The sequence below is a fragment of the Halomonas cerina genome (assembly GCF_014192215.1).
Classification (GTDB): Bacteria; Pseudomonadota; Gammaproteobacteria; order Pseudomonadales; family Halomonadaceae; genus Halomonas; species Halomonas cerina.
Genome location: NZ_JACHXP010000007.1, coordinates 143729 through 156256 on the forward strand (window position 1 = coordinate 143729; position 12528 = coordinate 156256).

A 12528-nucleotide genomic window follows, 5' to 3' on the forward strand; every position below is an offset into this window, starting at 1 on the left:
AGGGCCTCATGGAACACTCTCACACCGACGCCACGACGCCCAGCGGGCTCGTCGGCGGCTATATACGCCTGATGGACAGACTCTCTGGCGCCACCGCCTATCTCGCCGCGGCACTGTTCGTCGCCGGGGTGGTCGTCGTGTGCCAGATGGTGTTCGTGCGCTACATCCTTGGCCAGAGTACCAGTTGGCAGACCGAGTTCACGGTCTTTTCCGTGACCGCCGCGATGCTGATGGGCAGTCCCTATGTGCTGATGACCGGCGGCCATGTCGCCGTCACCGTGCTGCCCGACATGCTGTCCGGCTGGCCGCGCCGCCTCATGCGACTGGCGGCCTCCTTGGTCGGCCTTGGCTTCTGTGCCGCCCTGGCCTACGCCTCATGGATCTATGTCGCCGAGGCCTGGCACGGCAACTGGACCACCGGTTCCGTATGGAACCCGCCCCTGTGGCCGGCCCTGCTGCCCATGGCCGTCGGCATCACCTTGCTGACGCTGCAGTACGTCGCTGAAATCCTGCGTGGGGAGGAGTGAGCATGGATCCTGTAACTGCCGGCATTCTCGTCGCCATCGGCCTGATCGTGCTGATGGCCATCGGCACGCCGATCGCCTTCGCCCTGGGCGCCATTTCCTTGATCGCCCTGGTCGCCGACCGCGGCCTGGTCGAGCTGACCTATTTCGGCGAGACCTTCTTCGATCGCATTGCCGAATTCGGCTTCGTGGCCATCCCCATGTTCATCATGATGGGCGCGGCCGTGGCGTCATCGCCCACCGGACGCGACCTCTATCGCTCGCTGGACCTGTGGCTCGGCAAGCTGCCCGGCGGCCTGGCGATCTCCAACATTGGCGCCTGCACGATCTTCTCTGCACTCTCCGGCTCATCACCCGCCACCTGCGCGGCCATCGGCAAGATGGGCATCCCCGAGATGCGCAAGCGCGGCTATCCCGACGGCGTCGCCGCCGGCTGTATCGCCGCGGGCGGCACCCTGGGCATCCTGATCCCGCCCTCGGTGACCATGATCATCTACGGCATCTCCACCGAGACCTCGATCGGGCGCCTGTTCATCGCCGGCGTGATCCCCGGCTTCATGCTCGCCGGGCTGTTCATGATCTGGACGCTGATCGCCTGCAAGCTGGCTGGCGGCTACGGCAACCCCATGGCCATCGCCACCGAGAAGATCAAACAGACGGTCCGCGAGAATGTCGATGCCAACCTCAAGGCCCTGGTCAGGGTGCTGCCCTTCCTGGCCGTGGTGCTCGGCATCCTCTTTGCCCTCTACGGCGGCGTGGCCACGCCCTCGGAAGCCGCCGGGGTGGGCGCCTTCCTGTGCCTGGCGCTGGCCATCATCATCTACCGCATGTGGCAGGTGAAGCCCATCAAGCTGATCATGCGCGATTCGCTGCGCGAGAGCGTGATGATCATGCTGATCATCGCCGCCGCCGAGGTGTTCGCCTACGCGCTGTCGTCACTGTTCATCACCCAGACCGTGGCCGGTGCCATCGCCGACCTGGAGGTCAACCGCTGGGTACTGATGGGGATCATCAATGTCTTCCTGCTGGTGGCCGGCTTCTTCCTGCCCCCGGTGGCGGTGATCGTGATGACCGCACCGATCCTGCTGCCGATCATCCTGTCGGCCAACTTCGATCCCTACTGGTTCGCGGTGGTGCTGACCATCAACCTGGAGATCGGCCTGATCACCCCGCCGGTGGGGCTCAATCTCTTCATCATCAACAGCATTGCACCGGATATCTCGCTGCGTAACGTGCTGACGGGCAGCCTGCCCTATGCGCTGTGCATGGTGCTCGGGATCCTCTTGCTCTGCCTGTTCCCGGGACTGGCCCTGTGGCTGCCCGACCTGCTCATGGGCTGAAGGAGAAGACGACATCATGAACATGACTTTCCTGCAGGAGCTGTTCAACAACATCACCCAGCGTGATGCCCTGCTGAGGCGCCGCCAGGGCGATGGGTCGACCCCCGACCATGCCCAACTGATCCGCGCCTGCCGGACCCTGCTGGCCAGCGACGGCGAGGCCTCGAGCATCGCCATGGCCAGTCGCGCCCTGGCCATGTACGCCCGCCTGGGCGACGACGAGAAGCGCCGGTTCTTCGAGCGCCTGGCGGAGGAGTTCTCCGCCGACCCGACGGCGATCGATACCGCCTATGCCCGCTACCGGGAGGCTCGCGACAACCGCAGCCTGCAGACCCTGTTCGATACCTGCGAGCCGCGCCGCCAGGAGCTGCTGCGCCGCCTCAACCTGCCCAGCGACGGCACCCTGGCGCTGGTGCGCATGCGCGAGGACCTGCTGCGCATGCTTCGCGACAATCCCGGCTTCGCGGCCATCGATGCCGACTTCGCGCACCTCTTCGGCTCCTGGTTCAATCGGGGCTTCCTGGTCCTCAAGCGCATCGACTGGAACACCCCGGCCTCGATCCTGGAGAAGATCATCCGCTACGAGGCGGTCCACGAGATCCAGGACTGGGACGACCTGCGCCGCCGTCTGGATGCCCGCGACCGCCGCTGCTTCGCCTTCTTCCATCCGGCGATCGGCGACGAGCCGCTGATCTTTGTCGAGGTCGCGCTGCACAAGGGGCTCCCCGACCGCATCCAGCCGATCCTCAAGGGGGAGCGCCACGCGGTCGACGACCCCGACATGGCCGATGCCGCGGCCTTCTTCGGCATCAGCAACTGCCAGACCGGGCTGCGCGGCATCTCCTTCGGCAACTTCCTGATCAAGCAGGTGGTCCAGGAGCTCAAGCAGGAGCTTCCTCAGCTCAAGCACTTCGTGACGCTCTCGCCGGTGCCCGGTTTCGCCCAGTGGCTGGCCGAGCTTCGCAACGACGCGACCCTGCCGCCTGCGCTGCTCGAGTCCCTCGCCGAGCTCGACGCCCCCGACTGGCACCGCGACCCGGAGCGCAGCGAGCGGCTCAAGGCGGTGGTCAAGCCGCTGGCTGCCCGTTACCTGGTCGACGAGAAGAATGCCCGGGGCCTGCCCCTCAACCCGGTCGCGCGGTTCCACCTGGGCAACGGCGCCGAACTGCACCGTATCAACTGGCTGGGGGATGTCTCGCCCAAGGGACTCAAGCAGGCTCATGGCCTGATGGTCAACTACCTCTACGTGCTCGACGACATCGAGCGCAACCACGAGAACTACACCGCCAACGCCACCGTGGCCCGTTCGAGCGAGGTGCGTGACCTCGCCCGCAAGGCCAGGAAGCTGGCCAAGGGAGAGACTGCAAAATGAACCAGAACCTGTTCGCCACTTTCGCCACGCGCATGCAGGAGCGCGACGCTGCCGCCTTCATCACTACCCGGGAGGGACGTGGCTACTCCTACCGCGAGGCGCTGACCGCCACCGAACGCCTGGCCGGGGCCCTGACCGAGTTGGGGGTGACCCCGGGCGACCGGGTTGCGGTGCAGGTCGACAAGAGCCCCGAGGCGATCCTGCTCTACCTGGCCACCCTGCGCGTCGGCGGCGTCTATCTGCCGCTCAATACCGGCTATACCGGCGAGGAGATCCACTACTTCCTGAGCGACGCCGAGCCGGCCCTGTTCGTGTGTCGTCCCGTGAACCTCGACGATGCCCGCAGCCTCGCCGCGGACACCGGTTGTCCGCAGGTCGCCACCCTGGGCACGGCGGCCGACGGCAGCCTGATGGAGGCGGCGGCACAGGCCACGCCCCGCGACGACATCGTCGAGCGCGATGACAACGACCTGGCCGCTATCCTCTACACCTCGGGCACCACTGGGCGCTCCAAGGGGGCGATGCTCACCCACCTCAATCTGGGCTCCAACGCGGCCACCCTGGCCGAAGCCTGGCGCTTCACGGAGCACGACCGGCTGATCCACGCGCTGCCCATCTTCCATACCCATGGCCTCTTCGTGGCCTGCAACGTCAGCCTGCTGGCCGGCGCCAGCATGCTGTTTTTGCCCAAGTTCGACATCGACGTGATCCTCGAGGAGCTGCCCCGCGGCACGGTGATGATGGGGGTGCCGACCTTCTATACGCGGCTGGTGGCCGACGACCGCCTGACGCCGGAAGTCACCGCCAATATGCGCCTGTTCACCTCCGGCTCGGCACCGCTGACCGCCGAGACCCACCAGGCCTTCGAGGAGAAGACCGGCCACGCCATCCTCGAGCGCTACGGCATGACCGAGACCAACATGAACACCTCCAACCCCTACGACGGCGAGCGCATCGCCGGCACCGTGGGCCTGCCGCTACCCGGCGTGGAGATCCGTATCACCGACCGCGAGACCCACGAGCCGGTGCCGAGAGGCGAGATCGGCATGCTCGAGGTCTGTGGTCCCAACGTCTTCATCGGCTACTGGCGAATGCCCGAGAAGACCCGCGAGGAACTGCTGGATGACGGCTTCTTCGTCACCGGCGACCTGGCGATGCTCGACGAGCGCGGCTATGTGCATATCGTCGGCCGCGACAAGGACCTGGTGATCTCCGGCGGCTACAACGTCTATCCCAAGGAGGTCGAGCAGGTCATCGATGAGCTCGACGGCGTGGTCGAGTCGGCGGTGATCGGCCTGCCCCATCCCGACTTCGGCGAGGGCGTCACCGCCGTGGTCGTCCCGCAGCCGGACGCCGACCTGGACGAGGCCGGGGTGCTCGACTTCCTGCAGGGGCGGCTGGCGAAATACAAGCAGCCCAAGCGGGTGTTCTTCGTCGACAGCCTGCCGCGCAACACCATGGGCAAGGTGCAGAAGAATCAGCTACGTGAGCGGTTCCAGGACAGCTACCGCTGAGTCGCACGTCCCCGCTCGGCCTCGACGAAGGTGCGGTAGTCCTGGCCCACGCAGTCGGCATAGCTGACCGCCAGCGTGGTTATCATCGCCACACAGTGGTCGCGCCGGCCCTCGACACGTGCGCCGACGGCCCGGGCGAAGCGGGATGGGTCGTCGTGGTGCAGGGCCTGCGCGCCCCGCAGGTGCTCGCGGGCCAGGATCCTCCCCCACTGCCGGACCAGTTGGCGGTAAGGCTTGGCCCCGTCGAGCCTGTGGGTCGGGAAGTCCTCCTTGAAGGGCGAGCGTTCGCGCACCGAGAACACCGTCTCGCCGAGGTGCAGCCAGCCAAGGTAGAGATCCGGGTGCTCGGCGATGGCGGTGAAGGCGGCCGCATGCCGTGCGCCTTCATGGGGAAAGGCGGCTCGCCAGGCGCGCTTCTCGGCGGCGTCCATCAGCCGCCAGCCCTCCGGCGGGGTCTGCTGCTTGACGTCGAGGATGACGTCGTCGTGCTCGTGGTCGCGTCCGCCCTCGATCAATACATAGAAGCGATCAAGCCCTAGCGAGCCGGTACCCGCGCCGAGCCGCCGCGCCAGGTCCTTGACCCGGAAGTGCTCCGCCTCGGCCTCGACCCGACTACCCCTCAGGGTCTGGCGGTACTCCTCTTCGATGGCCTTGCGCAGCTGGCTGGCCAAGGGCGCCGGCAGGGCGGCCATCTTGTCGGGACGTTCGGCGAAGCGGCGCCCATCGTCATGCAGGGTGGTCCACTTCTCGAGCATCTTCGCCCGGCTCTTCTTCTTCGCCACCTTCTCCAGGAAGGGCGCCAGCGGTCCCTCGGCGGTCGCCAGCGTCACCGCCCCCGGCACCTCGCCCTCCCGATGGTCGGCCAGCTCGTCATGGTAGCTCGTCACCAGTGCCTTGAGCGCCTTGTGGATCCTCTTGCCCGAGAGCCCGACGTTCTCGCGGGCGTCCAGTACCAGACTGATGGCCAGGCGCCACAGGTCATACTGGTAGTCGCCGATCAGCGCATCGTCGAAGTCGTCCATGCCGTAGCGCACGGCATCGTCATGATGGCCATAGGCCCCGAAGTTGTAGGCGTGGGCATCGCCCTGCAGCCAGGTCTGAGTCTCGGGCAGTCCTCCGAACAGCGCGAAGCGCCAGTCGTGCCAAACATCCCCCCAGTAGAGGTGGTTGGTGCCGCGGAAGAAGCGATACGGCGACTCGGCCAGCTTGGCGTACTTGGCCGCCCGATCCTCGTCGGAGAGCCGGGCATTGACCGCGGCGATGGCGTCGAGCACCTGACGCGTGCGGTTGTGGCGGGTCAGCGGTTGGGGCATTCCATGGCTCCAGTGGGTGGCGGGACGATCTGCCAGTCAAGCAGGACACCGCGGGAGAGGCAAGCGGCAGGCCCGGACCCCTCGACGCTTTTCCGGGAACTGGGGGCAATTAGCTCCCGTGTCGTGACAGATTGGACATTTTCTTATCAGGCCAGTAGAGTGTCGCTCCCGGGAAAGAACCATCACAATACGTCTCGACGTCCCGACAGGCGCCCGCACGGGACGGCCTGGTTTTGCTGCCTCCATTCCGGTGGCGCCATCTTCGAAACTGTCTTCGTGTCTTCGAACCTACCGACGGGCTGCCGGAAAGCCATGCTTGCGGGGACGATGCGAGACTCGAGGGACAGGAGTTGACTCGCCACCACCAACGGCCCGCTCGGGGCCTCGTGGCGATCGCCTGATCAGTTGCCTCGAGCCATCATCGATATCGTCGATGAAGCAGGCCTCCTCTTCGTGTCAGGAAGAGGAGCCGTCAACGATAGAGAAGGAAGTCATGTCGCCTCATTACGCAGAACAGGGCCGCTGCATGCCGCGCCGCCCGCCACCAGATCGCCCTACCACGGGATAGCGTCGCCCCGCTGACGCCCCCGTCATCGCGGCCCCCAGGCCGACAACGTGCTGTTCGCTCTCGGCCCGCCCTGTCAGGCCGAGCGGCACGTTCGCGTCGTCTGCCTCCCATATACGGTCGCGCTGTATGTCACTGCGCCCGACACCCCGGCACGCGCCGGCGTGTACCGGCGTTTCCGATCAACCCACCGAGGGACTGCCCTTGAATAACGCATCGCTATATCAATTCTCGACTCTCACGGTCATCCTGCTGATGCTCGCCTTCTACGGCGGCACCTATCTGCTCACGCTCGGCATCCGCAAGAAAAAGGAAGACGCCGACGCCTTCATGGTCTCCAACCATCGCGTCGGCTTCGGCATCGGGGCCGCCAGCATGACCGCCACCTGGATCTGGGCCGCCTCCTTCTATGCCGCGGCCTCCTCCGGCTACACCTATGGCGTCTCGGGCCCCATCCACTATGGGCTGTGGGGCGCGTTGATGATCCTGTTCATCTATCCGTTCGGGCGCCGCTTCCGCAAGCTGGCCCCTAATGCCCATACCCTGGGGGAACTGATCCACGCCCGTCATGGCTCCTCCAGCCAGCTGATCCTGGCCATCTCCAACGTGCTCGGCAGCATCATCAGCCTGATGGTCAACTTCACCGCGGCCGGCGCGCTGGTCTCGGTGCTCTCGCCGCTCTCCTTCCAGGCCGGGGTGATCATCGCCGGCGTCGGTGTGCTGCTCTACACCCTGTGGTCGGGCTTTCGCGCCTCGGTAATGACCGACTTCGCCCAGCTGGTGGCGCTGATGGCCATCGCCGTGGTGATCATTCCCGCCGTGTTCTTCGCCATGGGCGGCCCGACTGAGCTGGTCGCCGGGCTCGACAACCTGACGCCTGAACAGGCCAACTTCTTCTCCGTCGATGCCATCCTCAACCAGGGCGCACCCTTCTTCGTCGCCGTGCTGGCCTATGCCATCGGCAACCAGACCATTTCCCAGCGCCTCTTCGCGGTCAACGAGGATCACATCAAGCCAACCTTCCTCACCGCCACGGTGGGCTACGGCGCCATCGTCATCGGCCTGGGCATGATCGGCCTGATGGCGCTGACGCTGGGCATCGAACCGATGAATGGCGACATGAACAACCTGATCCCGCAGATGGTGTCCGGCTACCTGCCGCCGCTGTTCATCGCCCTGTTCTTCATCCTGGTGATCGGCTCGCTCTCCTCTACCGCCGACTCCGACCTCTCGGCGCTGTCGGCGATCATGATGGCCGACGTCTATGGCAAGAACATCGCCCGCGGCAAGGCCGATCCGCAACGCATGCTGCTGGTGGGGCGCCTGACCATGATCACCGCCACCGCGATCGGTATCGTCTTCGCCAGCTTCTCGCTGGATATCCTGGTGATGCTGGTCTTCGTCGGTGCGCTGTGGGGCGCCATCGTCTTCCCGGTCATCGCCAGCTGCTTCTGGGATCGCATCACCAATGCGGCCTTCACCACCTCGGTGGTCGTGGCCATGGTGATGTTCTGCCTGGCCCGCTTCGAGTGGCTGCCGCTGGCCGGCGCGACCGGCCTGCTCTTCGAGGTTCTGGCCAGCATCGGCGGCGGCATCATCATCGGTCTGATGGTGTTCGGCTTCCTCGGCTGCACCGCCGGCTTCATCGCCGGGCTGCTGGCGCTGGTGGCGATGCTGGTCTTCGCCACCGGCTTCCTGCGCGACTACACGGTGCTGCTGGCCTCGTTGACCGCCTATGGCACCAGCACCCTGGTGTGTGTGGTGATGAGCCTGGCCAGCCGTCAGGAGCGCTTCGACTTCGACACCATCGGCGAGCGCGTGGGTAACTACCACGACGTGACCCCGGCCGACGATCGCAAGTCGACCAAACCCAAGACCGAGACGGGTGGCCTGGCCACCGGCACCCTTGCCGGCCAGCGCTGATCCGCCCTGTTTTCCACTCTATCCCCGCGGCGCCGGTCCCCGGCGCCGCCTAGAGGAAACCGATCATGACAACACTCTTTGGCTTCTATGTCCTCGTCTGGCCCGCCCTCACCCTGGGCGTGCTGATCCTGATCTGCCGCGCCGTGCTGCGTGACCGCCGCGACGCCAAGCGCGACAATCGCGAGCTGGTCTGACCTGACCTCCGCCCCCACGGGGGCGGAGCCTTCTCTCCTTTCTCTCCTTTCTCTTTCCTTCTATCCCTTCAGATGCCCGGCAGCGAGTCGTCCTGGTGGCCGTTTCAGTCCTCCCTGTCCAGACGCCGGATCAGCCTGTCCCGGTAATCGCCTCGTTCCAGCAGCAGGCTCGGCTCTCGTCCTCTAGACCGCAACCGGCTGTGCAAGAGGTTAAGCCGGGCGCAGGCCCGCTTGCGCTCCTCGCCATGGTCCAGTCGCGCGATCAAGCTTTCTACCTCGCGGATCTCGCGCACCAGCTCCAGCTCCGGCGGCAGGAAGCCGGCGTTCTTCAGCAGCCGATAGCCGGCCCGCAGCGCCTCCGGGACCATGCTGTCGTCATCCAGCTCCAGCGGCCGGCCGCGACCCGGCAAGCGATCCAGCTCGCCACTGTCTAGCGCCCGACGGATATGGGCTTCCGCCAGTCGATCGACCAGGGTCATGCCTTCCCTCCCCCACGGCTGGGCTCGAGGCCTTCTTCCCTGAGCCTAACACCATGACGGGGCATTGCGGCCGAGACGCGCAGGACCATCGCCATGGCCGTTCCTCCCCAGGGTGTCGAGGCCTCAGATCAGCGCCAGGGTCAGCCAGGGCTGCCAGGCCAGCAATACCAGCGCCAGCAGGCTCATCAGCAGGAAGGGCCAGAGCGCGCAGAAGATCTTGAGCGGCGGCACCCCGGTCATCGACGAGCCGATGAACAGTCCCGCCCCCACCGGTGGCGTGAGCAGCCCCAGCACCAGGGTCAGGCACACCACCACGCCGAACTGGTAGGCGGTAATATCGAACTGGTTCTGGGCGATGGGCAGCAGGATCGGCACCACCAGGATCAGGGCGGCGATGCCGTCGACGATCATGCCCACCAGCAGCAGGATGCCCACTACCAGCATCAGGAAGGTGAAGGGGTCCTCGGTCAGCCCGGCGATCCAGGCCGCGGCCATCTGCGGCAGCTCCTCGTAGACGATCACCCAACCGAAGACGCCGGCGGCGGCGATCAGCATGATCACCATCCCGGCATTGAAGGCGGTGCGCCTAAGGATTTCCGGCAGCCGGGCGAAGGTCAGATCGCGGTAGACGTAGCGGCCGATCAGCAGGGCGACGAGCGAGGCCAGGGCCGCGGACTCGGTGGGCGTCGCCAGGCCTGCCAGGATGCCGCCGATGATGATCAGCGGGATGGTCATCGCCGGCAGGCCCATCACCAAAAAGCGCTTGGCCTGGTCGCGGCTCGGCCACTGGCCGACCGGGTATTGCTGCACCAGGCCCACCGCGGCGATGGCCAGGAAGAAGAGCCCGCCCATCAAGAGCCCCGGCAGGATGCCGGCGATGAACATGTCGGCGATGGGCACCTGGGCCATCACCCCGTAGAGCACGAACAGCATCGACGGCGGGATGATCGGCGACAGCAGCCCGCCGGCGGCGGTGATGGCCGCGGCGAACGGCTTGTCGTAGCCGTCCTGTTCCATGGCCGGGACCATGGCCCGGGACATGATGGCGATCTGCGAGGCCGCCGAGCCGACGATGGCCGCCATCATCATGTTGGCCACCAGGTTGATATAGACCAGGCCGCCACGGAAGCCGCCGACCAGTATCCGCGCCAGGTCGATCAGTCGCCGGGTCAGTCCACCCTCGTTCATCAGCTCGCCGGCGAGCATAAAGAGCGGGATTGCGAGTAACCCATAATTTTCGATGGCCCCGTAGAGCTGCTGGGGGTAGGAGGCAAACAGCAGGGTGTTGCCCGAATCGGCGATGTACCAGGCGGCGGTGAAGGCCAGCACCAAGGCGATGGGCACCGCGCCCAGCAGCAGGAAGGCGAAGACGACGAGAGTCATGCGAGTCTCCTTTCCGCGCCCACCAGCCCCTTCAGGCCGTCGATTAGGTTGACCACGGCATGCAGGGCGAGCGAGACGGCGAAGATGGGCAGGCACAGCCAGACCCAGAACTTAGGAACACCCAGCGTGCGCGAGGTTTCGGAATACATGAAGTTGAAAGTCTCCCCCTGAAAGGCCTGGATATCGAAGCCGGTGGCCCAGAGGGTCGCCGGGTCGTACCAGCGCCAGCACAGCACGGCCAGGAAGAGCGCGAAGAACAGCACCATGGCGTCGACGAAGAAGTGCAGTCCCTGGCGGATGCCGCTAGGCAGGGCATCGACCAGCAGGGTCACCGCGACGCCCTCGCGACGCTTGAGCACCGCCGAGGTGGTGAAGAAGGTCATCCAGATCATGGCATGGATGGCCAGTTCGTCGGTCCAGTAGAGGGCATGGCCCATCGAGCGGGTGGCGATGTTGAGCAGGATCAGCAGGCTGATCACCGCCGCCAGCCCAGCGGCGATGGCCCCCTCACAGCGGGCGATGCCGGCAGAGAGACGTTTGAACATGTCGACCTCCTGGGCCCCGGCACCGGGCCGGGGCGTGACACGGAACGGCGAAGGGTTACTCGGCGAGTTCGGCGGCCGTCTCGCGCAGGGTGACCAAGGACGGCGCCTTGGGCGCCCAGGTCGACTCCCACGCTTCGGTGGCCTCGGCGAAGAACTCGGGCCCGGCCTCGGTGACAGTGATCTGCTGCTGGCGCAGCTCCTCGCCCCAGGCAGCGTGGTTCTCCTGGAAGCGGGCCAGGACGGCGTCGGCATGCTCGGCCATGGCGGTGCGGATCAACTCGCGATCCTCGCCATCGAGCTGAACCCAGACACGCCCGGAGATCACCGCCACCATGGGGAAGATCATGTGGTTGGAGATCACCAGGTGTTCGGCCTGCTCGTAGAATTTGAGCAGCCGGATGGCATCGTAGTCCATGTCGATGGCGTCGACCTGGCCGTTGGCCAGGGCATCGTAGACGGCAGGCAGCGGCAGCGGCGTGGGGGCGGCCCCGACGGCCGTATAGAAGTCGCGGATCGGGTCGAAGGGCGTAATGCGCACCTTGAGGCCGTGGAGATCCCCAGCGGACTCGATGGGCTCGCGGCTGAGGATCTGACGCATGCCGGCCATGCCGTAGCCCACCCCCACCAGCCCGGCCTGGGCCGGCATCTTGTCGAGCAGGCCCTCGGCCGTGTCCGAGCGCAGCAGTGCCGCGGCATGATCGATGTCTTCCACCAGGAAGGGCGCGTACAGGGCGCCGAAGTCCGGGATGCGGTTGGAGACCTCGGCCAGGGTCAGGAAGGCCATGTCCAGGGAGCCCGCCTGGAGCTGCTGGACCATCTGCGCCTCGTTACCCAGCTGCTGGGCCGGGAAGATGCTGACGCTGTGCTCGCCATCGGAGCGCTCGGCCAAGGTCTCGGCGAAGCCCTCCGCCTCCTGGGTCCAGATATGCGGCTGGGGAGTGATCAGGCCGAGGCGGAAGTCGCGGGCCTGGGCGGAAACAGCGGACAGGGCGAGCGTGGCCGCCGCCGCGGCCATCATCAGGGTCTTGAGCTTGTTCATGGGGTTGGTCTCTCTTGTTGTAGTCGTGGCTGATTGCGTCGGCCCCGAACGGCCAGCTTTCAGGCCTCTTCCAGGGCCCGCGGGCGCTTGTGGCGGCTCTGCCGCTCGGCGTCGTCGGTCCGGGTCAGTTCCACGTCGAACACCACCTCGGTAAAGGGGCCCTCCAGGCCACGCTTGTCGGCCTCGGCGGCGACCTCGATGCGCTGGGCGTTGACCACCAGTTCCACGCGGGTGGCGAAGGCGAAGTCATCGAAGGTGTAGGGATCACCGGCCAGGTTGATCTGGGTGGTCAGGTGCTGGTGCCCCGGCGCCGAGATGAAGAAATGGATATGCGCCG

Annotated in this window: 12 protein-coding genes; 6 read left to right on the top strand and 6 right to left on the bottom strand. The window is 66.2% G+C overall.

Annotated features, from left to right (window positions below; translation table 11 throughout):
- Positions 1–8: 8 nt before the first annotated feature.
- The 4 genes from FHR94_RS08995 to FHR94_RS09010 are packed head-to-tail and all read left to right on the top strand — an operon-like array spanning position 9 to position 4750.
- Positions 9–527, top strand: coding sequence for a TRAP transporter small permease subunit (locus FHR94_RS08995; protein WP_221188431.1), 519 nt, complete (start codon positions 9–11; stop codon positions 525–527).
- A gap of 2 nt (positions 528–529) precedes the next feature.
- A complete protein-coding gene (locus FHR94_RS09000) occupies positions 530–1864 on the top strand; it encodes a TRAP transporter large permease (protein ID WP_183325309.1) in 1335 nt (444 codons plus the stop codon).
- A gap of 16 nt (positions 1865–1880) precedes the next feature.
- The gene (locus tag FHR94_RS09005; RefSeq protein WP_183325310.1) at positions 1881–3236 is read left to right on the top strand and encodes a malonyl-CoA decarboxylase; all 1356 of its coding nucleotides are present in this window, start codon (positions 1881–1883) and stop codon (positions 3234–3236) included.
- On the top strand, positions 3233–4750 hold the full coding sequence (locus FHR94_RS09010; protein ID WP_183325311.1) for a malonate--CoA ligase: 1518 nt from the start codon (positions 3233–3235) through the stop codon (positions 4748–4750). Before FHR94_RS09005 ends, FHR94_RS09010 begins: the two co-directional genes overlap by 4 nt.
- Here the strand turns inward: FHR94_RS09010 and FHR94_RS09015 are convergent.
- Entirely contained in the window at positions 4741–6063 is a 1323-nt protein-coding gene (locus tag FHR94_RS09015) for a DUF2252 domain-containing protein (RefSeq protein ID WP_183325312.1), read from the bottom strand. The two genes, FHR94_RS09010 and FHR94_RS09015, sit on opposite strands and share 10 nt — an antisense overlap.
- Before the next feature lie 769 nt (positions 6064–6832).
- Between FHR94_RS09015 and FHR94_RS09020 the strand changes: the two genes are divergently transcribed.
- The gene (locus FHR94_RS09020; RefSeq protein ID WP_246389876.1) at positions 6833–8551 is read left to right on the top strand and encodes a sodium:solute symporter family protein; all 1719 of its coding nucleotides are present in this window, start codon (positions 6833–6835) and stop codon (positions 8549–8551) included.
- A gap of 65 nt (positions 8552–8616) precedes the next feature.
- A complete protein-coding gene (locus FHR94_RS19470) occupies positions 8617–8745 on the top strand; it encodes a putative transporter small subunit (protein WP_221188432.1) in 129 nt (42 codons plus the stop codon).
- Between the two features lie 104 nt (positions 8746–8849).
- On the opposite strand, the gene FHR94_RS09025 is transcribed toward FHR94_RS19470, so the two are convergent.
- The 5 genes from FHR94_RS09025 to FHR94_RS09045 all read right to left on the bottom strand — a co-directional run bounded on the left by FHR94_RS09025 (position 8850) and on the right by FHR94_RS09045 (position 12520).
- Positions 8850–9224: a DnaJ family domain-containing protein gene (locus FHR94_RS09025; RefSeq protein WP_183325313.1), complete on the bottom strand. Its 375-nt coding sequence runs from the start codon at positions 9222–9224 to the stop codon at positions 8850–8852.
- Positions 9225–9347: 123 nt separating this feature from the next.
- Entirely contained in the window at positions 9348–10607 is a 1260-nt protein-coding gene (locus FHR94_RS09030; protein WP_183325314.1) for a TRAP transporter large permease, read from the bottom strand.
- Positions 10604–11152 (bottom strand): TRAP transporter small permease, encoded by a 549-nt coding sequence (locus FHR94_RS09035; protein ID WP_183325315.1) that lies wholly within the window; start codon positions 11150–11152, stop codon positions 10604–10606. The genes FHR94_RS09030 and FHR94_RS09035 overlap by 4 nt, the downstream gene beginning before the upstream one ends.
- A gap of 55 nt (positions 11153–11207) precedes the next feature.
- Positions 11208–12191, bottom strand: coding sequence for a TRAP transporter substrate-binding protein (locus tag FHR94_RS09040; RefSeq protein WP_183325316.1), 984 nt, complete (start codon positions 12189–12191; stop codon positions 11208–11210).
- Positions 12192–12250: 59 nt separating this feature from the next.
- Positions 12251–12520: a dioxygenase family protein gene (locus FHR94_RS09045; RefSeq protein WP_425485364.1), complete on the bottom strand. Its 270-nt coding sequence runs from the start codon at positions 12518–12520 to the stop codon at positions 12251–12253.
- Positions 12521–12528: the final 8 nt, after the last annotated feature.

Coding starts and splice junctions, on each gene's coding strand:
- FHR94_RS08995 (WP_221188431.1), top strand. CDS start 9: ATGGAACACTCTCACACCGACGCCACGACGCCCAGCGGGCTCGTCGGC.
- FHR94_RS09000 (WP_183325309.1), top strand. CDS start 530: ATGGATCCTGTAACTGCCGGCATTCTCGTCGCCATCGGCCTGATCGTG.
- FHR94_RS09005 (WP_183325310.1), top strand. CDS start 1,881: ATGAACATGACTTTCCTGCAGGAGCTGTTCAACAACATCACCCAGCGT.
- FHR94_RS09010 (WP_183325311.1), top strand. CDS start 3,233: ATGAACCAGAACCTGTTCGCCACTTTCGCCACGCGCATGCAGGAGCGC.
- FHR94_RS09015 (WP_183325312.1), bottom strand. CDS start 6,063: ATGCCCCAACCGCTGACCCGCCACAACCGCACGCGTCAGGTGCTCGAC.
- FHR94_RS19470 (WP_221188432.1), top strand. CDS start 8,617: ATGACAACACTCTTTGGCTTCTATGTCCTCGTCTGGCCCGCCCTCACC.
- FHR94_RS09025 (WP_183325313.1), bottom strand. CDS start 9,224: ATGACCCTGGTCGATCGACTGGCGGAAGCCCATATCCGTCGGGCGCTA.
- FHR94_RS09030 (WP_183325314.1), bottom strand. CDS start 10,607: ATGACTCTCGTCGTCTTCGCCTTCCTGCTGCTGGGCGCGGTGCCCATC.
- FHR94_RS09035 (WP_183325315.1), bottom strand. CDS start 11,152: ATGTTCAAACGTCTCTCTGCCGGCATCGCCCGCTGTGAGGGGGCCATC.
- FHR94_RS09040 (WP_183325316.1), bottom strand. CDS start 12,191: ATGAACAAGCTCAAGACCCTGATGATGGCCGCGGCGGCGGCCACGCTC.